Here is a 19,763-nt window from a genome sequence, read left to right as displayed (position 1 = left end):
CCACCACATGCGGTCAAAACATCCAAGCAGGGTGCGTGAAAGCGCCCTGCTTACCACATGGTTTGCGCGGCACGTGAACCCCATGCTTGATCGTAAGGCGCACCGCCTTCTTCCCCATCGGTCATTTCCGCAAGAATGTCTCCGACGCTTGGCAAATCTGCGCTATCGTCGCGCATCCATGTTTCGGCACGCATCAATGCGCGGGCACATTGGGTGTAAATTTCCGAGATTTCGATCACGATGACGGTGGCAGGTTGTCTGCCCTTCTTCTCAAAACGGGCTTTCAACACTGCATCTGTTGTCAGTTTAGCATGCCCGTTGACGCGCACCACATTGTTCGACCCCGGCACCACGAACATCAAAGATACATGGCCATCCAACACAATATTACGCAGCGAATCCAACCGGTTATTGCCTCTCCAATCCGGCATGGCCAGCGTGCCCGGATCCAATTCGGCAACGACAGGGCCGTCATCACCGCGCGGGCTGCCATCGGTACCATCTGGCCCAACGGTGCTTAGCACACATAAGCGCGATGCCATGATCCACTTGCGATACAAAGGGGTCATGCGCCGCGCAACCTTGCGGGTGGCGGCAACGCCCACAGAGCCGTAAAGCGCTTCTAGGCTTTCAATGTCATTGACGAATTGCATTCGGTTTAAACCCCGCGTCTTGCATCAAGCGATCAGAATTGGTTTCCACAACCTCCTCGAGTTCGGCCATGAAAGCATCCCGCGACACGCCGGGTGCGATGGTGGGAAGAAACTCCACAACAGCATGGCCAGGTTTGCGCAAAATCCCACCCTTCGGCCAGAACAAGCCAGCATTGGTGGCAGCAGGCACGCAGGGTTGTTCCAGCTGTTGGTACAAAACCGCAGATCCTACTTTATAGGGCACTTTTACACCTGGTTTCACGCGTGTGCCCTGACTGTAGATAATCAACTGGCCGGGCATAGCGCGTCCGGCTTTCACGTCAGCTACCATTTTGGCAATGGCGGCCCCGCGTTTGCCACGTGCCACTGGCACACACCCCAGACGCTTGGCGTAAATCCCGATGATCGGCGTCCATAACAGTTCGCGCTTCATGATAAATTTTGGCACCGGCACCGCATAAAAAATCATCATGATGTCCAGGAAAGACTGATGTTTAGCAGCGATAACGACCTCGTCTGTGGGCACGGGGCCCCGCACTTCGGTCGTCAGTCCGATCATCCAACGTGCTGTCCAGAAAATCCAACGGCAATAGGTTTTACAGGCCGTTCGTGCACCCACGGGGCTGAATATTGCCCAAGGCGCGAATACTATTCCCAGCACCAGCATTGCGACGGCGCCTTGCACCACAAACACCAAAGACCGCAGCCATTGAACCATTAACTTAGCGCCTCCAACGCGCGACGGGACGCAAAGGCCGTCGCCATCAACGCGACCCCGGCAGTAAGAACAGGCACAAAGAGTGGCACCAACCATGACATGCCCTGAAATCCGAGGCCGGTCAAAAAGCCTGACGCATCCCCTGACGACGGCAATAGAACAACTGCAATCATGCCCAAAACCATGCCAATCACGCTACCAACCAAAGCCCGTAATGTGAACCGACGCACGAAGGCTTGCGAAATGTATCGGTCTGTCGCGCCCACAAGGCGCAACACCGCGATCACTTGCGCATTGGCGGCAAGGGCCGCATTCGCAGCAAGGGTCACCATCGCTGCGACGGCTGTAGCAATCAAAACCAAAGCCACCCATCCCAACAACCGCAATCGCGATGCGGCTTCTACCAAAGGTGCGCGCCAGCGGGTATGGTCATCCAGAAACGCGCCCGGCACCTCAGCACTTAATCGCAAGCGCAATCCATTTGCATCAAAGCCGCTTGCCGCTTCAATCACCTCAATCAAACGCGGCACCGGCAGGCTGTCCAATTGCAAATCCGCCCCAAACCAAGGCGCAAGCAGCGCCTCTTGTTCCTCATCCGTCAAGGCACGCGCAGACGCGACCCCTGCCGTTGTGCTTAGAACCGCTAAGGCCGCGTCCGTTTGTGCATCCACTTGGCCCACAGGTGCGACGATGCGTATTGTCGATGTCCGCGCCAGTTCGTCCCCCCAGCGTTCGGCCAAACGCCCGGCCGCCAAAGACAAAGCCAGTGCGAAAACGGCCAAAAACGCCATCGCCCCTGCTGCAAAAAGCGTCAGCTGCGCTGTGAAGCCTGTGGGCGGCACAATACGGTCGGCTTGCGTGTCTCCTGCGATCAATGCGCCGACAAGTTTGAAATCAACCTTCACAAATCCGCCCCTGCCAATTGGATACGACGGTTGGAAATGCGCAAAACCCGTGCTTGCACTTCGGCCTTGGCAGCGCGGATCAAAGACAGATCATGCGTTGCGATCAAAACGGTTTTCCCCATTTTGTTCAACTCAAGCAACAATTTGAGAATACGCTGCGACATTTCCCAATCGATGTTGCCGGTCGGCTCATCTGCCAAAACCACGTCAGGGGACATAATGACGGCCCGCGCCACCGCCGCACGTTGGCGTTCCCCGCCCGACAATTCGGGCGGCAATGCCGCGGCCCTGTTTGTCAGACCAACCCATTGCATCAGTTCACTCAGATCCGCGGAATGAGCATCGGCAGCCTTCCCCGAAACGGTCAGAGGCAGCGCAATGTTGTCGGCCACCGGCAAATGATCCAAGAACTGCACATCCTGATGCACAACACCGATCTTGCGGCGTACGTTGGCAACATCATCCCGATCAAGGCCACGCACATCTGCATCAAACACCCGCACATGTCCCGCTGTTGGCAACAGCGCACCATAACACAGCTTCAAAAACGTCGTTTTGCCGGCCCCGGACGGTCCTGTCAGAAAGTGGAAAGATCCCGGCGCCAGTTTGACGGAAATGTCCGACAAAAGCTCTCCGCCGCCGTAGCTATAGGCCACATTTTCAAGATCGATCACACGCCGTCCCCACTTCTTCGCACCTGTTGTGCCTTAGCAGCACTTGGCATGCAATCCGCCTCTGGGACCCATCACGTCAAACTTAGCACTTTTCTGTGCAATTCCGCCGACATAAGGTGCGATCCAAGAAACTCATGAGGCACTTTATGCGGCAGGCACCAAAATGCGACTGATTTGTCCGAATTGCGATGCGCAATATGAAGTCCCTTTGGACGTCGTTCCCACCGAGGGTCGTGACGTTCAATGTTCCAACTGCGGCCAAACCTGGTTTCAGCACCATCCCGATCACATGCCTGCCGAACCGGAGCCGGAATCCGAGACCGAAGCCCACGTAAAAGAGGCCACGATACCGCCTGCCTCGGATGAAGAACACGTAGATATTTCACCGTCTGCGCCGCCGTCCGGCCCTGCCCCGACGCGGCAGGAATTGGACCCGCAGGTGTCGGATATTTTGCGCCAAGAAGCAGAACTAGAAACGGCCGCACGGGTTCAGGATGCGGACCCTTTGGAAAGTCAGCCGGAACTGGGCCTGCCTGACACCGAAGACGAAGCTGCAAAGCGTGCCCGCGAAGCCCGGGACAGGATGGCGCGTATGCGTGGTGAAGACCCGCAGCCCGATGTGGCAGCCGCCGCTGTCGGGTCACGCCGTGATCTGTTGCCCGACATCGAAGAAATAAATTCTACCTTGCGTTCTACTGGTGATCGCCAAATTTCCGGTGACGCCGCAGCAGCGGCATCCGAACCCAACCGTCGCAAGCGTGGCGGGTTCAAGCGCGGCTTTTTCTTTGTTGTTATGATCGCGGTTGCGCTGGCGGCATTGTACATTTTCGCACCTGCCTTGGCCAAAACAGTGCCTGCGTTGGATGATCTTCTGGCTGGGTACATTGGCGTGATCGATCAAGCACGCGTCTGGCTGGACGTCAAAGTGCAAGACATGCTGAAATGGCTGGACGCAACGGCGGCATCCCAATCGCAATAGGCGCACCTGTTTTTGTCACAGATGGCCTTGGTGCGTTCAGAAGCGATCCAACAGGCGTTTGAGGTAATCCAATTCCACCTCGCTGCGTTCGTTTTCACCCGAACGGCGACGGATTTCGTCTAGCAGATCCTGTGCACGGCGATACACATCTTCGCCTTGCAGCAATTCACCGTCGCTGCTGCCACCTTCGCCATTGCCTTGGTTGCGGCCCAATGGGTCAGTGTTTTGGGCTTGGCGGTTGGCTTCTGCGTTGCCTTGGCCCTGCTGTTGCTGTTCGTTTTCTTGCGCCAGCTGTTCGCCCAACGCTTGTAGCCCGTCGCGCAAGGCCTGCATAGCTTGCGCCTGATCATCGATGGCACCGGCAAGATCATCGTTGCGCAAGCTTTCCGCCGCGTCGTCCATCGCACGGCCGGCACGGTCCAATGCGTCGCGTGCAGCTTGACCTTCAGGCGTTCCCGCACCCGGCAAACTGCCTTGCTGACGGTTCAATTCATCCCGCAACGCTTGCTGGCGATCTGCCAACGACTGTTCGCCTGCACCAGATTGTCCCGACTGTGTGCCGCCTTCGCTTTGTTGCTGGCCTTGTTCTTCGCCTTCGCCGCCTTGCCCCTCATGGCTTTGGCCCTGCCCCTGACCGCCATTTCGCCCCTCGTTGCCCTGACTTTCGCCGGTTTGAGCGTTTGGGTTGAACTGTTCTTGCAGATCACGAAACGCCTGATCGCTCAGCCCTTGCTGGTTGCGCAGCGATTCTGACAGGTCTTCCATAGCTTGTTCGCCAGCAGAGCCTTCGCCCCCCTGTTGTTGCGACATTTGCATGTTTTCCATCATTTCCTGGAATTCACGCAACGCTTCTTCGGCTTCGGCCATACGGCCCTGTTCCATCAACTCCTGAATACGGTCCATCATGCGCTGGATGTCATCTTGCGTCAGCGTCATCGCATCATCAGAGTTCTGACGCTGCTCTGCGCCATTTTCCTCATCAGAACCACGTTGTTGGGCCTCTCGGCGCAGCTGGTTCATGTAGTCTTCGGTGGCACGGCTCAGTTCTTGCATCAACTCTTGGATTTCCGCATCAGATGCGCCGTCGCGCATTGCCTGACTTAGGCGTTCCTGCGCACGGCGCATGCGTTCCAATGCGTCTTGCAAATCGCCTTCCTCCAGCTCAAGCGCCAATGCCCAAAGGTCGGCTGCGATGGCCTCTTGCTGCTGCGTATCCAGTTCTAGTCTGGCTTGGGTTTCCAAGCTGCGGATCACTTGGCGCAGACGCAATGCCGTGACTTCGGACCGCATAATATCTGAGGGGCGGTGCACCACAGCCCGCAAAATCTGCGCCACGCGTCCGGCATTGCTGCGCGACCACAAAAGGTCGCGCCGTTGTTCGATGATCGCCGCCGCCGCAGGGTCAAAGAACCTGCGTCCGGGCAGAACGATCGCCCGAGGATCGGTTTGTGTGACCTGTTCAGATGCGTCAAGCGCCGTAAGCGTGATTGTGACAGGTAGATTGGACCAGGGATGCTCTGAAAAATCCTCGACCAGATTTTCTTCGAATTCGGTGCGGTCCCCCGAGATCGGCATCGGCAAAGGCACAACGATTTCGCCACGCATTTCGGGTGCGACCGCAAGTCCATGTGTGCGGGTCACTGCCGTCAGGTCTAACGCGATGCGTGCTTCGCCTGCTTCAACGCCGTAGTCATCACTGGCAGCGAACGGCAATGTCATTTGACCAAGGGCGGACGCCTCAGGATCGGCGAGCACTGCGACCCGCGGGGCTGCGTCTTCAACCACAGCAATGTCCCACACCCGGCCACCTGGGCCGTTGATGGCGATCGTGCCGTCTTGCAAGATTGTGAAGTCTTGTTCGCTGTTGGACGCAGGGGGGACTTCGGTGCGGCCCGATACTGTTTCCGACAGGGTCAATGCGCCCACTTCGCCGTACATCCGCAACGTGATCAAACTGCCAGAAGGCACCGACAACGGACCTTCAGGAATGTCGTTCAAATAGATTGTGGGCTTTCCGGTATAGCGCGGCGCATCCAGCCAGCCTTCCCAAACAGGGCCGTTGGCAAGCGCTGTGCCACCTGCCCCAAGATCTGTCACCGACCCAACACGGGTCAATGATCCGAAAAAGACAGCCACCACCAATGCCAACAAAGCCGCATAGCGCAACGCATAAGGGTCACGGTCCGCTATACGCAAATCGCCCGCCACAGGTGTTGCCGCTTCGGCCCGCGCCGCCATCCGCGCCTGATGCGCACGCCAAACGGCTGTGGATGCCGCATCGCCTGCACCGATTGCCTGACTGTCACGCAACGCCTGAATGGGCCGCCCGGGCAGGCTTGCATCAAGTCGTGCAAGAGCCTGTTCACGACTGGGCAGCCGAAATTTACGAAACGCATAAAACAGCGCAACTGCCCCAAAGGCGCCCGCAACAACCGCGCAGATCCATATCGCTTCAAGCGGCACAATATCGTGCAGGCCCATCATCAAGAAGGCGAGCACGGCCATCACCACCGTCATAAGTGGCCACAAGGCGCGCATCAGGTTTTCCGAAACCATGCCAAACCACGTCAGGCGCAAAGGCCACACCAGTGACTTCATGCTGCGGGCAATGTCATGTTTCGAAAAAGAAGCCATTTGGTAAACTCTCCGACCCCTTCCGACGCAAACCGACGCCTAGAGCCATTCTGGAATGGTATCTCGATTTATCATTTCGTCAAAGGTCGGACGTCGGCGGATAACCGCGAATTGATCGCCATGCACCAAAACTTCCGGAATAAGGGGTCGGGAATTGTATTCAGACGACATGACAGCGCCATAAGCACCGGCAGATCTAAAGGCGACCAGTTCGCCTGCCTTCATTTCCGGCATGTCGCGGTGCTTTGCAAAAGTGTCGCCAGATTCGCAAACGGGACCGACAATATCGTAGGTCGCAGGCTCTGCGCCGGGCGCTGGTTCTACCACGGGGATGATATCGTGGTGTGCATCGTACATTGCGGGCCGGATCAGATCGTTCATTGCACCATCAATGATCAGAAATTCGCGATCTTCGCCTTCTTTGACGTAGATCACTTCGCTGACCATGAGCCCCGCATTGCCCGCGATCAAGCGGCCCGGTTCTATTTCGATTTCGCACCCCAGATGGCCCAAAGTGCGTTTGACCAAAGCGCCATAGTCGCTGGGCAGTGGCGGGGCCTCGTTGGATTGGTGGTAGGGAATGCCCAAGCCACCGCCCAGATCCAAACGCGTGATGGTGTGACCTTCGGCGCGCAGTTCTTGCGTCAATTCTGCCACTTTGTTGTAGGCGTCTTCATAGGGTTGCAGGTCTGTCAATTGACTTCCGATATGCACGTCGATGCCGATCACTTGCAGACCTTTCATGGTCGCGGCCAATGCGTAGACCTCTTTGGCCCGTGAAATCGGAATACCGAATTTGTTTTCGGATTTGCCAGTTGCGATTTTCGCATGCGTTTTTGCGTCGACATCGGGGTTCACCCGAATGGTGATAGGTGCCACTTTGCCCAGCCGCAAGGCGACAGCGTTCAGCACTTCCATTTCAGGTTCGGATTCCACGTTGAATTGACGGATACCTCCGGTCAACGCCAACTCTATTTCCTCGGCCGTTTTGCCCACACCTGAAAACACGATACGCTCGCCCGGCACACCCGCAGCCCGCGCCCGGCGGTATTCGCCGCCCGACACCACGTCCATACCCGCACCAGCGTCGCCCAGCGTTTTAAGAATCGCCTGATTGCTTGCCGCTTTCATGGCGTAACACACAAGGTGGTCCATGCCCTCCAAAGCCTCGTCAAACAGCTTGAAATGGCGCAGCAAGGTCGCAGTCGAATAGACGTAAAACGGCGTGCCCACAGCGGCGGCAATCTCAGCCACAGGGACATCTTCGGCGTGCAAAGCGCCGTCTTTGTAAAGAAAATGATCCATGGCACCGCATTAGCCACGAATCCAGAAACCCGACAACCCCAAAGGCGTATCAATACAACGCCGGTCAAGAAACGCACTGGAAGCACAGCGCGGAAAAAAACGACGTACCGTGCAAAGGGTACGCCGCTTGGCAGCTAGTCTGACTTGGAGGGTCAGTAAGCCGTCATTTGCCCTTCAACCGGGCCAATTGTTTTGTTTGTCTTGTCGCAACAGCCGCCCAAACCGGGGCCAAGTCAGCGTTGTTAACGCCTTTGCCTGAAGCAAGCTGATAGAGCATATGCGATGGATTATCGTTGCATTCCAAAACCTTGGGGCCATCTGGCGTTACCGCAATGTCAAATCCACAAACGCCGAATTCAGGAAAGACCGCATGCGCGTCGGTGGCCATTTGAAGCGTCTCTGCCCAAAACGGCAAGGTTTGCCCAACCACAGCGACACCAGAAACCGGATGATCATCGAAGGCTTCCATCTCAAGGCCCGCGCCCCGATGGCAGGTGGTCACTGTGCCGCTGGCCAGATCCAGCATCGCCAATAGGCTGCCGTGTTGCCAAAAGTTGTCGGACATCGCGTCCGGCGCAGGCATTTTCCATAGCGCATAAGCCGGTTTCGCGCCGGTCCCGTCATTGACAGTCACCACACGGACGCATCCCACCGCTGGCCCTGCAATCCGGGCCATATCCGCATGTGGGTCCAATGCCGTCTGTATCATAAAGCCGCCTGGATACTGTGCGAACACATCCTTTGCAAACTGCTCGACCCCGATGCGGCGGCCGTTGGCCATCAGCAATTCGTCACCGTCGATCCCGTTGATACGCACCGACCCTTCAGACAACGATCCGTGATGCGGTTTGCCAAACAGCGGATATTTGGCATCGTTTCGCAAGAAATCGACGAGCGTTTGCGCGTCTTTCAGAACTGGTAGCGTTCCCAGTGTGCGAAACGTACTGACCAACGCCTGAGTGTGTGATGTGGCAATGCCCAACTTCGCCAATAGTTCTGTGTACAGCAGTTTGTTGCCCACAAACGCGCGTGTCGGAACCGCCATGGGCGGGTTCATCGACGTGTTCAGTGCGTTGATGCCATTTTGTCCTGTAAATGATGCTTTGTTTGCACGTGCTGGGTCAAACAGCCGCAAACTGTAGTATTCTGCCCCACTCATTTTGCGCGCACCGAACCGCAGCCCCATGATATCGCGCATTTGGCGCACAGGTGACACGCCATATTCTTTTGCAACCTGAACGATGGCCGGTGTCTGCGGGGTCGCCGTTTCGGTTGGGGCCTCCAACAATGAGGACTGGGCTGTATCTATGCTTGCGTCTGCCATGGGATTTCCGTCTTGCGTTGCGTCAAAAATATCTGTCGCACACACATATATTCAGAAATAATGGCGCAAATTGGGCAGTATTGTTTCCAATTTGAACGAACGCAGTTTTACGCCACAGGCCGCGTCCGTAAAAACAAATACAGTGGGAGCCCGCATGAAACCCCGATGCAGAAGGTGGCGGGAATAGCGATCAGCGCCATCCAATTGCGCCGCACAGCCACCTCCGCAATGATCCAGACCGTCAACGTCACAGCCGCAATCGTCAGATCCCACACCAGACCGCTGGATGCCGCATTGACGTGCCACGCATCGACCATAGCCATGATATCATAGCCATTTTCGTTGAACCACGTGATGAAGTAATACATCGGGTGGATTGCCCCCCAAATGGCAAGGGCAAGATAAATCATACGCAGTAAAGACATTCAGAACGACCTTTTGACGCCCACCGTGGCATGGCCCGACACTGTGACGCCGGGTTCATATTTGGAAGGCTGTTGCTTGTCTGACGTATACGCAGGACCACCGCCGCCCGGATCACACGCTCCGACACCCAGAACGATCAATATCGCAGCAAAGCGCATCAAAAGATGTTCCATCCTATGCTGACCGGGCCTTTGCGTACGGACACGCCGACATTGCCATTCACGCCGCCCGATCCGACACTGACACCGGCGCTCAGGTTCGGCTGTACCGGTTCGCCATCGGCGCCGCAGGCCGCCAATACAACTGCGAATATCAGCCCAAAGGTCAGTTTCATGCCAGAATTTCCTTCCACCGTTTGATCTGTTCACGCACCTGTGCAGGTGCAGTCCCGCCATAGGATATACGCGAATTGACCGAGTTTTGCACGCCCAACACGTCAAACACGTCAGCGGTGATGTGCTGATGTACCGATTGCATATCATCAAGACTAAGGTCAGGTAGATCACATCCTTTAGATTCCGCCATCCCAACAAGGGTGCCCGTCACGTGATGCGCATCGCGAAATGGCATACCCAAAACACGTACGAGCCAGTCTGCCAGATCGGTCGCGGTCGAAAACCCTGAGGCTGCGGCCACTGCAAGGCTTTCGCGGTTGGCGGTCATGTCTTTGACCATGCCTTCCATCGCAGCCATCGCCAGCATCCAACTGTCTGCGGCGTCAAAGACCTGTTCTTTGTCCTCCTGCATGTCCTTGGAATAGGTCAGCGGCAAGCCCTTCATCACCATCATCAACCCGGTGTTGGCCCCGTAAATGCGCCCCACCTTGGCGCGGATCAATTCCGCGGCATCGGGGTTTTTCTTTTGCGGCATGATCGAAGAGCCTGTGGAAAAGCGGTCCGACAAAGCCACAAAGCGGAACTGGGCAGATGACCAAATCACCAGTTCTTCGGCAAAACGCGACAGATGCATGGCGCTGATGCTGGCCACGCTCAGGAACTCAAGCGCAAAATCGCGGTCGCTGACGGCATCCAAAGAATTGGCGGCAGGGGCATCAAAGCCCAGCGCCTTGGCCGTCATGTGGCGATCAATCGGAAAGGACGTGCCCGCCAAGGCCGCCGCACCCAAAGGCGAAGTGTTCATACGCGCACGCGCGTCGCGGACGCGGGACAGATCGCGGCCAAACATTTCGACGTAGGCCATCATGTGATGCCCCCATGTGACGGGCTGGGCGACTTGCAGGTGTGTGAAACCGGGCATAACCCAATCCGCGCCAGCTTCGGCCTGCCCCAAAAGGGCGTGGATCAAAGCCAACAAACCGGCTTCTGCCGCATCAAACTGATCGCGCACCCACAATTTGAAATCTGTGGCCACCTGATCGTTGCGCGAACGCCCTGTGTGCAAGCGTCCCGCAGGTTCGCCGATGATTTCCTTCAGACGGCTTTCCACATTCATGTGGATGTCTTCCAAAGCAGTGGAAAACTTGAAATCTCCACCCTCAATTTCTGACAAGACCGTGAGCAGGCCTTCACGGATCGCTTCAACATCGGTATCTGTCAAAATGTTCGTGGCGCCCAACATAGCGGCATGGGCGCGCGAGCCTGCGATATCCTGGGCTGCCATGCGCTGGTCAAATCCGATGGATGCATTAATTGCTTCCATAATCGCATCGGGACCAGCGGCAAAGCGGCCGCCCCACATGGTGTTCGAGGTATTGTCTGTCATCTGCCTGACCCTTCGGAGGGAATATGAAAACTACTGTTGCTGCGCTCGTTTATACGGCCCTTGCCGTCTTCGCAAACCCTGCCTTGTCCGATGTGGACGCCGCAGCGGCCTTGCGCACCGGCGACATGAAAAAACTGGTATTTCATAGCAGCCCCGAGGCCGTGCCGAACAAAGCCTTTCAATTGGCTGACGGGGCAGGCGATATGTCCCTGAGCGCCTTTCGCGGCAAGCATGTTTTGGTGAACTTCTGGGCAACCTGGTGTGCACCGTGCCGCAAGGAAATGCCCATGCTGTCGGAATTGCAAACCGAATTTGGCGGCGATGATTTTGAAGTCGTGACCATAGCCACAGGGCGCAATTCACCCGCTGGAATACAAAAATTCTTTGCCGAAACAAACATCAACAACCTGCCGCGTCATCAGGACCCCAAACAACAACTGGCCAGCCAGATGGGCGTGTTTGGTCTGCCGATCACAGTGATCATCGACCCCGAAGGCCGTGAGATTGCGCGATTGCGCGGCGATGCCGATTGGGCTTCAGACAGTGCGAAAGCCATCATAAAGACGCTCATAAGCGATTGAACTGCGTGTTGTGCTGAGGGTCTGCGGTGCCGGACGGCGGATCATTCGCTGCGTCAACTAACTGTCGGCTTTCTGCCCATAACTTTGGCCACTATAGCTAATTAGGCGCGCTCAGCGCAGCTTACCGGTCATTTTGAGGCCATCGCGAATGTTCAGCCCCATCATGGTCAGATTTGCGGCACCGGCAATCAATTCAACCGATTGTACGATGTAGAATAAAGTATCGAACTCGCCTGCTGCAGCTTTACCCGCCAAAAACCAAGCAGCAGGCAAAAGGACCAGCAAACCGTTCAGCGCGATCATCGGCATACGCCGTTTCTTTGCTTTGGTCATTGGGTCCTTGCGCCTCCGTCCCAAAGACATGCCCGATCCGCCGGCAATGACCATCGCGGGTATGAGAATATACATTCCCCTCAGAACGAGGGCTTTGATTTCTGCAACGGTCTCGTGGCTTGCGAAAAGTTCGCTGGTGATTGTCGACGTCCAGAAGACGAGGATCATGAGAAACCCGATGCCTCCCGCCGTGGCGTGTAGTTTTGTTTTCATCGTATTCCTCCAAGTCGCCCGCCCCGCCAAAGATGATCGTTAGGCTGTGCAGCAATTGGGCACAGCGATCTTTTCGAACAGATGGGGCGATGTCACCGCGCTTGAGGGATAGTGGCTGAGATGTTGCTGAAATTCAGGGTTCGCAAAGGCGGTGCGAAAGTCTGCTACGGAATCCCAAACAGCATAGTTTAGATACATGCTGCCATCCCCAATAGCTTTATGCAGTTGGGTGCTGATGTACCCCGGCTGTTTCTTCATCCATTGCGCATCGCTTGCCCAAGCTTCAACCAGAGCGTCCTGATCAACCGGATCGACCGTGAAAAGGTTGATAAGAACAACAGGCCCGGCTTCGATGCCCAATTGCTGTTCGATGTGGAAATCAGGGTCCAGAGGTTTGATGTTGACCATTTCGATGCTCCTTGTGCAGCGCTGATATTTGGTGTCACGTTGTCATATCTAGATCTCAAAAACCATATTGACAACACGTTGTCAATTTAAAGGAACACCACATGCCACAAGAACGTCGAACAGAACAGGGAGAAGCCGTAACCGCGCTGATTCTGGATGTGTTTCGGCTTAATGGACGCTTGCTGATCGAGGGCGACCGGCTCGTGTCGGGCCTTGGTCTGACAAGTGCCCGATGGCAAATTCTCGGCGCCATCGCATATGCGGATCAGCCAGAATCAGTCGCGGCGCACGCCCGAACTATGGGTGTTCACAGGCAAGGTGTTCAGCGGATCGTGAATGAGATGCACAAGGAGGGGATTATTGGTTTCGAACCAAACCCCCACCACAAGCGTGCGCATCTTGTTGTTCTTACACAGAAAGGCAAAACCCTCTATGAAGCTGCAATTCTAAGGCAGAATCCATGGGTCAATGAGCTATCCACGGGGCTTTCTCTGGATGATCTCATGACAGCGCAAAAAGTCATTGATCTGCTCAGGACACGCCTTGAAGAGGCATCGACACAAGAGAGCGAAAGCTAGGTTCGCAGCTGACATTCATGCCACCCGCTGCATTGGTCATCTTGGACTCATCGCTGCCATTCAAGGGCTTTGCCCATGACCACCACAAATGAACCACAAAGATGAAAACAGGCCGGAGTGGATCACACCCCGGCCCAAGGTTACCTGAGCTACGCCGCATGCCGCAGAATCGCGGCCTCGGATGCAGACAGGTTGCGCCGCGCATATCCACCATAGGTATGCGGGTCGTATTCAAGGTCTGGAAAGCCCGCCAGCAGACGGACACGGTCACTGTCGTCCAACGTAGACAAAGCTGCGTTTGCCGGGTGGAAGCTTTCTGTTTCTACGCCATTTGCCCAAAGAACCTGATGGTTTTTCAGCAAAATATGGATGTACGTCACGCTTGGCACATTCAGATCGACCTGAATGTTGCCGCCGTTGACCAAATCCTTAGCGGCGACCAAAATCTCGCGTGTGTTGAACAGGGCCTGCGCGTGTTCGCCCTGAATCAACAAACGGTGCGCAGGGCTGACCAACAGCTCTTGATCCGGGCGTTCCACACCCAAAGCGCCAGCTCCGATACGGATCGGACGCAGATGGGGCATCGCAAACAACCTCGCACCCGTCATGCGCCGACTGCCCGCCCATAAAATTTCCTGAGCGCCATTGTCTTTGGTCTGAACCTTGTCGCCGATCCGCAAGTCCTGGATCATTTTCGCGCCATCAGGGGTCTGGATGCGTGTGCCTGGCGTAAAGCAAATGACACCGCCGCTTTGCGGGCTCATCGGGTTTTCGGCAACCGCGCCAAGGGTATGGTGCACCACCCACAAATCGACATTGCGTGGTGGCATTTGATCCATGAACATCAACAAAGGCTGCCCGCCCTTGCCAACATCAATCATCGTCACTGTGTAGCTTTGCGCCCCGTCCGTCACTACGAAGCTGTTGTCGACCATAAGCGCCTCGTCATCGCTTGTGTCCAACGCCCCAAGGGGTTTGTGTTCCATTGCTGCGCCAACAAGACGATGCACCATGCGTGCTGCCCGTTTGCGCAAGTTTTCCGACCCGTCTGCTCTGTCCAGACGCAAAACATCAGCCGGGCCGTCCACCCGGAGTGCATCGCCATTCCAGGACCACGCCGCACCTACATTGAGAGTGTGCAATGACGCGGCCTCTAGACCGTCCACTTCTGTTTGCGACCAGGAAATAACAAACGTGCCTCGAAAGCCCGTTTCCATTGCCGTGTGCCTGCCTCTTAGTTTTTTGTTTTATTAAGAAATCGTTAACAAACAGGTTGTGTCATGCATAGACACAATTTGTGTCATGTACATAAGTGTTGCATTTAGAACTCTAGGTTGAATCTGATCGACCCGATGACCTGCGATTCTTCCTGTCCTTCAAACTCTTTTCCCAGCCATGTCAGCCCATAAAAGCCGGCACGTCCGCTTTCGCCTTGCCAGTGGACGCCTGCACGTACACGTTCGCGACTGTCGCTTAACGCGAACCCACCACTTTCGGGTAAATAAATACTGTCCGCCACATGGGCCACATCCGCGCCAAGCACAAAGCTATATCCTGTCCAGTCACTTCGGATTGTGCGGTAAAGATGCCCCGTCACCTTGTCGCGTGTCATCAGTTCGCCACGTCCGACTTGCCCGAAAGCCAAATCAAATCCGGCCCGCAGCAAAGTTTCATCGCCTGCCCGTCCCTCGATGAACGGGCGCAGCGCCACGCTGTCACTCAGTTTATGTGTCTTGCCCAATTCAACAACGACCGTTGGACGGATTGTGTTTTGAATTTGCCCGGCTTCCGTTGCCGCAGAAGGTTCACGCACACCCAAAAGGTCATGCAGCCCGCTTTGGAGATCCAACAGCCCCGTGTCGGGACCAACAAAAACCAAATCAGCACCCATCGAAACTTCAAGGGCGTTCCAGCCGTAGTGCGTATGCAAACCCGCACTTAAAGCGCCGGCATAGGGGCGATCCCCTGCCCCTGGCGTCACCAAGTTGGCAGGCGCAAGAACCTCTGCCCCCAATCGCAATTCGATCAATGCGCCGATTTGCCGAGGCAAAGCGCCATCCCAATGTGGCCCCCAAACACGCGAGGTTTGCACCCCGCCCGTGCGCCACCGGTCTTCGCCATCCCCAAAGAAATCGTTGGTTATCAATCGCCCATAGCCAATGCGTGTGCGTTTCTTATGGGCATCTTCGGGAAACACCACATCCGCATTTGTAGCGGATTGCGTTGCATCATCCGCAAACGCGGCGGGGATCAAAGGCATGGCAAAGGCAAGTAGCCCTACCAAAAAACTGCGAAGCATTGGGAACGTCCCGAATAAATGCCCCCCCGAGCACCCCCACCTATAGCCTTCCATTGGCAGCAGAGCCAGCCGCAAGAAGACAGGCGGCCCAACTTGTGGCCCGCCTGCAACCATTTTATGCCCCAAACTTGTCCGGCCAAGCCCGTTGCCGCACCTCTTGCAAGGTTTGGACGTTCAGCAGACGCCCGTCGCGAAACACCGGACACAATGCATCGGCACCCTCAGGAATGTTTTCAAGCCGCCGTGCGACCATGGCGCCATTGTCACTGCGCATGACGCCTTGCCGCCCCCGCTTTGAGGTTTTCGCCCCTTCAGCGGTCACCGGGTCTTTGTATACATCATGCCACACCCCACCCCGTTGCAGGGCGGAAGCCTTCATGGAGTAACCAAAGCAATCGCGATCCACCTTTTGCAGCAAACCACCGCCCATACCAAAGGCGATATTGCCGATGGCAAGGCCGCGCTGCATCATGACTTTCATAATCTCGACGATGGAAAACCTGTTCACCCCGTCGCCCTGGATCACCCGTACTTTTTCATTCAGCAACCGGTAACCTTGGGCAGTGGTGGTGTAGCCGAACTTGGCCATCAACGCCTCAATCACATCTGGTACGATCTGTAATGGATCGCCACTGTCGGGGCGCACCACCAACACGCCGTCACGCGCCAAAACGGCCTCTTTCAATGCGTCCCCCCAATAGTCGCGGACAGCCCGCATCAGGTCATAGCTGTCGGACACACAAGCCAATAAACCTGATGGGTGCGCCGCCAAAAGATCACGCATCTGTGCCAATTCGCCATCTTCGCCCATCGCAGTCATGGTCGAGTGTTCGGTCGCCGGGATCGAAAACCCCGCCATATCAGCCCCATAAAAGTTGCGCGCATAAACCAGAGCCATCGCGGTATCGGTGCCCATGGAGCTGACAAGGTGCGCCAAGCCGCCCAGCGCGGCAGTCTGTGCACTGGATGCGCCCCGCGCCCCGAAATCATGCAGCTTGAATTCCGCGCCCTCGTCTGACCCGTCAGTTTCAATCATCGCTGCACGGATTTTGCCCACCACATAATGCGACAGGGTCGCTACAGTCGATGGGTACCAAACGGCCCTCAACAGGCGGGTTTCTAAAAACGACGGCAACCACCAACATGCGGGATCGGTGTTTTGGATGCGCATCTGCGGCACACCCACCGGGGCCAAAGTGCCTTCGGGCAACGCTTCGATCAACACAGGCAAACGGCCCGCGTGGGCGTCCACGATACGCTGCCAACCTTCCACATAAAGCGACAAACCGTGGGCTGCCAAAACAGGCGCAGCCTCATCTATCATGGCTTGGGTGACGCGGATCTTGGCAAGTTTCGCCAATTCCACCTGCAACCCGAAGAACATCACGTCGTCGATGCCATCCCAGCCTTTGCGCGGCTCGATGTAAGACGACACATAATCAGTGCCCTGCGGATATTGGGTTGCGTGGGAATATTTATAGCTGTCGGTGTCAAACAGCGGATTTTGCACGTTAAGTGCCTGCGCAAACAATGCAGTCATGGTCCTTTTCCTCCTCGGATATGGACATTTATGGGATGACGCACCGGACCTCCCGGAGCATCACATGCGGATGTGTCGTCATGCACCCGCGCACGTAACCTGTGTTAGGCGTGCGCCATCACAATCGAGGCGTAGGCAAAAGGCACATCAGGCACCAAGGCTTGCAAGATATCGAAGTGGTCTTCGAACATCGCGTCAGGGGTAATGGCTGTGATCGGCACCCAAGCCGCATTTATCGCATCACTGCCGGGTTTGATCTTTTCCAGCTTTGCGCGGTCTTGCAGTTCAAACACAAACGCCTCGGTGCGTACCCACCCACGTTCAGACCGTTCCGGATGGTCAAACACACGCCTTGCAGTCAAACGACTGCGCATGGCCCCTTTGGGCATATCAAGGCCCGCTTCTTCGTAAAGTTCCCGCACGGCGGCATCCAACGCAGTCTCACCTTGATCAATATGCCCCCCCGGCAAGGCCCAAAGACCACGCCCCGGTTCTGATTTGCGCTCAACCAACAAAACATGGCCCGATTGCACCACAACGCTGTCGGCGGTGTTGATGGGGATCGGATAGCCAAAAACGGCTTCGGCCTGCGCGGTGCGGGCACGGTAGGATTTCACAAAAACGGCTTCTGCCTTGATCTGTGCGACTGGCTTGGGGTTCTGTGCGATCCAGTCTTGTGCCAAGGCCATGTGGCTGGCCCCAAAGCGGTCCAGCTCTGCAGGTCCAAAGAACAACTGTTCACGCATTTCAGTGGCGTTGATGATCTGCCCGTCATGCTCTTTTGCATCAGCTGCAATCATTTTCCATTCGGGGAACCAACGCAAATACCTTGAGGATTGATCCTTTTCAAACCCCGTCAACAGAATGTCGGTGTCTGCCGCATCAAGACCTTTGGCCCGCATATGCAACTGGACGGCTGTGCGCACATTGGTGGCCCACGCGCGGTCATTGTAAAGCGTATCGACCAGCGGCAAGATATCGACAGGCAACCGGATGTCAGAACAACCTTGCCGGATAAAATCTGTGCGCTCCGCATAGCTGAACGGATTTTTCCACGACCGTGCACGATACGCGCTGCCCACCAGAATCAGCAGGCTGTCAGCACATGAAACCATCGACGCCACCACATCATGGTGACCTATGTGAAAAGGTTGAAAACGACCGATAAACACGGCCAAGGAATGGCGTTTATTGCCCATAGCAAGCGACCTCCGCTGCGATATATTCATCAACAGGACCTCCCTGTTGGTAGGTTCACCGTACCTGCAAATGTACGAAAAGTGAATTGCAAAAATATCATGGCCGCTATCCAGCCGGCGTAAACCGGGCACGCGGGCGAATAATTTGATCGCTTTGGGATTGTTCAATCGCATGTGCAACCCACCCTGCCACACGGCCCAACGCAAAGATCGTCAGCGCCGCGTCAGCAGGCAGATCATAATGCAGCGTCATCGCGGACAACGCCGCATCCACGTTGGACGGAATGCCCAGAAACACGCTCATGTCCTGCACAGTCCGACAGATCGGCGCATCCAAAGCCTGCAAAATCGCGTGGGCGCGTGGATCGCCATCTGGATAAAGTGGATGCCCGAACCCGTAGCTGTATGGACGCAAGCCCGCCTGCGCCGTTACAAAGTTGTCAAATGTGCCAGCCTGCCCTGCCCGCAAAGCTTCAAGGGACTTGCCAGCCACGCCGCCGTGTTTCGGGCCAGACAAGGTGGCAAGCCCAGCCAATGTGCAGGCCGCCAGACTGCCCCCTGTTGATGCACACACACGCACTGCAAAGGTCGACGGATTCAATTCGTGATCGCTGAGAAGAACCAAAGTCATACGGATCAAGTCTGCCCCGGCTTTGTCTAAACCCCATTCTTTGGCCAAACGTGAATGGAGCAGACCATCGGTGCGCCCTGTCATGGCATAGGCCAGATGCGCCATCACCTTGGCACCGTCCCTGGCCAAGGCGTCACGGCCCCGCCCCAAACTGGCTGGCGCGGTTGCCGCCATATCCGCCAAGACCGCAAGCCCACGGGCCATAGGCGTTCCGAAAGCCCCGTTTGCAGCAGCATATGCGCCCACATCCGGCAACTCCAAAACCGCCACCCCCATGTGGCGTGCGGCGACATCTTCCAATGTCAGAGATTGCGCAAGATCAACGGCCCGCGCAGAACCAAAATACAGTGTATCGTTGTGAACGCCCGAAATGCGCGTTTCCAACACCGGATCACCCCAACGGATACTGCCAGCAGCCACATCCGCCCGCGCACGGGGTCTGCGATTGCTCTGCGCCAAATGCGCGACGTCGCGTGCAGAATACAGGCTTCGCCGTGCCTCGGACGGGTCTTGCATGACGCGCAGCACCTTACGACTGGCATAGGCGTACAGTGTTTGCTTGCGCACCCCAAGTTCGCCGCAGGCTTGCTCTGCGCTTATCCATTCATCCCGGCTCATAGGTTGATTATGTTTATCAAGAT

The 19,763-nt window shown here is 56.2% G+C and carries 21 protein-coding genes; 3 read left to right on the top strand and 18 right to left on the bottom strand.

Annotation, left to right across the window (positions count from 1 at the left end; genetic code table 11):
* Positions 1-50: 50 nt before the first annotated feature.
* The 4 genes from ASD8599_RS04680 to ASD8599_RS04665 are packed head-to-tail and all read right to left on the bottom strand — an operon-like array spanning position 51 to position 2,950.
* Positions 51-653 carry a pyridoxamine 5'-phosphate oxidase family protein gene (locus ASD8599_RS04680; RefSeq protein ID WP_108827462.1) on the bottom strand — a complete coding sequence of 201 codons (603 nt, stop codon included), beginning with the start codon at positions 651-653 and terminating at the stop codon, positions 51-53.
* Complete coding sequence (locus tag ASD8599_RS04675) at positions 637-1,371, bottom strand: lysophospholipid acyltransferase family protein (RefSeq protein ID WP_108827461.1); 735 nt, start codon at positions 1,369-1,371, stop codon at positions 637-639. Before ASD8599_RS04675 ends, ASD8599_RS04680 begins: the two co-directional genes overlap by 17 nt.
* A complete protein-coding gene (locus ASD8599_RS04670) occupies positions 1,371-2,276 on the bottom strand; it encodes a cell division protein FtsX (protein ID WP_219928851.1) in 906 nt (301 codons plus the stop codon). Before ASD8599_RS04670 ends, ASD8599_RS04675 begins: the two co-directional genes overlap by 1 nt.
* Complete coding sequence (locus tag ASD8599_RS04665; RefSeq protein ID WP_108827460.1) at positions 2,273-2,950, bottom strand: cell division ATP-binding protein FtsE; 678 nt, start codon at positions 2,948-2,950, stop codon at positions 2,273-2,275. Before ASD8599_RS04665 ends, ASD8599_RS04670 begins: the two co-directional genes overlap by 4 nt.
* A 163-nt stretch (positions 2,951-3,113) precedes the next feature.
* On the opposite strand from ASD8599_RS04665, the gene ASD8599_RS04660 reads away from it, so the two are divergent.
* The gene (locus ASD8599_RS04660; RefSeq protein ID WP_108827459.1) at positions 3,114-3,929 is read left to right on the top strand and encodes a zinc-ribbon domain-containing protein; all 816 of its coding nucleotides are present in this window, start codon (positions 3,114-3,116) and stop codon (positions 3,927-3,929) included.
* A gap of 36 nt (positions 3,930-3,965) precedes the next feature.
* Here ASD8599_RS04660 and ASD8599_RS04655 read toward each other — a convergent pair whose 3' ends face one another.
* The 7 genes from ASD8599_RS04655 to argH all read right to left on the bottom strand — a co-directional run bounded on the left by ASD8599_RS04655 (position 3,966) and on the right by argH (position 11,340).
* Positions 3,966-6,563 carry a TIGR02302 family protein gene (locus ASD8599_RS04655; RefSeq protein ID WP_108827458.1) on the bottom strand — a complete coding sequence of 866 codons (2,598 nt, stop codon included), beginning with the start codon at positions 6,561-6,563 and terminating at the stop codon, positions 3,966-3,968.
* A gap of 39 nt (positions 6,564-6,602) precedes the next feature.
* Positions 6,603-7,868, bottom strand: coding sequence for a diaminopimelate decarboxylase (gene lysA / locus ASD8599_RS04650; RefSeq protein WP_108827457.1), 1,266 nt, complete (start codon positions 7,866-7,868; stop codon positions 6,603-6,605).
* Between the two features lie 163 nt (positions 7,869-8,031).
* Entirely contained in the window at positions 8,032-9,192 is a 1,161-nt protein-coding gene (locus tag ASD8599_RS04645; protein ID WP_108827456.1) for a sugar-transfer associated ATP-grasp domain-containing protein, read from the bottom strand.
* Between the two features lie 107 nt (positions 9,193-9,299).
* Complete coding sequence (locus ASD8599_RS04640) at positions 9,300-9,617, bottom strand: DUF2834 domain-containing protein (RefSeq protein WP_108827455.1); 318 nt, start codon at positions 9,615-9,617, stop codon at positions 9,300-9,302.
* Positions 9,618-9,791, bottom strand: coding sequence for a hypothetical protein (locus ASD8599_RS20250; RefSeq protein ID WP_181364408.1), 174 nt, complete (start codon positions 9,789-9,791; stop codon positions 9,618-9,620).
* Positions 9,776-9,952 (bottom strand): hypothetical protein, encoded by a 177-nt coding sequence (locus tag ASD8599_RS20245; RefSeq protein WP_181364407.1) that lies wholly within the window; start codon positions 9,950-9,952, stop codon positions 9,776-9,778. The genes ASD8599_RS20250 and ASD8599_RS20245 overlap by 16 nt, the downstream gene beginning before the upstream one ends.
* Positions 9,949-11,340 carry an argininosuccinate lyase gene (gene argH, locus ASD8599_RS04635; RefSeq protein ID WP_108827454.1) on the bottom strand — a complete coding sequence of 464 codons (1,392 nt, stop codon included), beginning with the start codon at positions 11,338-11,340 and terminating at the stop codon, positions 9,949-9,951. Before argH ends, ASD8599_RS20245 begins: the two co-directional genes overlap by 4 nt.
* A 23-nt stretch (positions 11,341-11,363) precedes the next feature.
* Here argH and ASD8599_RS04630 point away from each other — a divergent pair, with 23 nt between their 5' ends.
* Positions 11,364-11,921, top strand: coding sequence for a TlpA disulfide reductase family protein (locus ASD8599_RS04630; protein ID WP_108827453.1), 558 nt, complete (start codon positions 11,364-11,366; stop codon positions 11,919-11,921).
* 111 nt (positions 11,922-12,032) lie between these two features.
* On the opposite strand, the gene ASD8599_RS04625 is transcribed toward ASD8599_RS04630, so the two are convergent.
* Together ASD8599_RS04625 and ASD8599_RS04620 are read right to left on the bottom strand one after the other, a co-directional pair.
* Positions 12,033-12,467, bottom strand: a complete 435-nt coding sequence (locus ASD8599_RS04625) for a hypothetical protein (RefSeq protein ID WP_108827452.1) — start codon at positions 12,465-12,467, stop codon at positions 12,033-12,035.
* 39 nt (positions 12,468-12,506) lie between these two features.
* Complete coding sequence (locus ASD8599_RS04620; RefSeq protein WP_108827451.1) at positions 12,507-12,875, bottom strand: antibiotic biosynthesis monooxygenase family protein; 369 nt, start codon at positions 12,873-12,875, stop codon at positions 12,507-12,509.
* 101 nt (positions 12,876-12,976) lie between these two features.
* On the opposite strand from ASD8599_RS04620, the gene ASD8599_RS04615 reads away from it, so the two are divergent.
* A complete protein-coding gene (locus tag ASD8599_RS04615) occupies positions 12,977-13,453 on the top strand; it encodes a MarR family winged helix-turn-helix transcriptional regulator (protein WP_108827450.1) in 477 nt (158 codons plus the stop codon).
* A 149-nt stretch (positions 13,454-13,602) separates the two neighbouring features.
* On the opposite strand, the gene ASD8599_RS04610 is transcribed toward ASD8599_RS04615, so the two are convergent.
* The 5 genes from ASD8599_RS04610 to ASD8599_RS04590 form a co-directional block, all read right to left on the bottom strand.
* A complete protein-coding gene (locus ASD8599_RS04610; RefSeq protein ID WP_108827449.1) occupies positions 13,603-14,670 on the bottom strand; it encodes a Hint domain-containing protein in 1,068 nt (355 codons plus the stop codon).
* 104 nt (positions 14,671-14,774) lie between these two features.
* On the bottom strand, positions 14,775-15,752 hold the full coding sequence (locus ASD8599_RS04605) for a lipid A-modifier LpxR family protein (RefSeq protein ID WP_108827448.1): 978 nt from the start codon (positions 15,750-15,752) through the stop codon (positions 14,775-14,777).
* A gap of 115 nt (positions 15,753-15,867) precedes the next feature.
* Positions 15,868-17,292 carry a nicotinate phosphoribosyltransferase gene (locus tag ASD8599_RS04600; RefSeq protein WP_108827447.1) on the bottom strand — a complete coding sequence of 475 codons (1,425 nt, stop codon included), beginning with the start codon at positions 17,290-17,292 and terminating at the stop codon, positions 15,868-15,870.
* 104 nt (positions 17,293-17,396) lie between these two features.
* Positions 17,397-18,491 carry an NUDIX domain-containing protein gene (locus ASD8599_RS04595; protein ID WP_108827446.1) on the bottom strand — a complete coding sequence of 365 codons (1,095 nt, stop codon included), beginning with the start codon at positions 18,489-18,491 and terminating at the stop codon, positions 17,397-17,399.
* 106 nt (positions 18,492-18,597) lie between these two features.
* On the bottom strand, positions 18,598-19,740 hold the full coding sequence (locus ASD8599_RS04590; protein WP_108827445.1) for a citrate synthase: 1,143 nt from the start codon (positions 19,738-19,740) through the stop codon (positions 18,598-18,600).
* Between the last annotated feature and the right edge of the window lie 23 nt (positions 19,741-19,763).

Origin of the sequence: Ascidiaceihabitans donghaensis, from assembly GCF_900302465.1 — a bacterium.
GTDB classification, from domain to species: Bacteria; Pseudomonadota; Alphaproteobacteria; order Rhodobacterales; family Rhodobacteraceae; genus Ascidiaceihabitans; species Ascidiaceihabitans donghaensis.
This window is presented reverse-complemented; position numbering and strand designations above follow the sequence as displayed.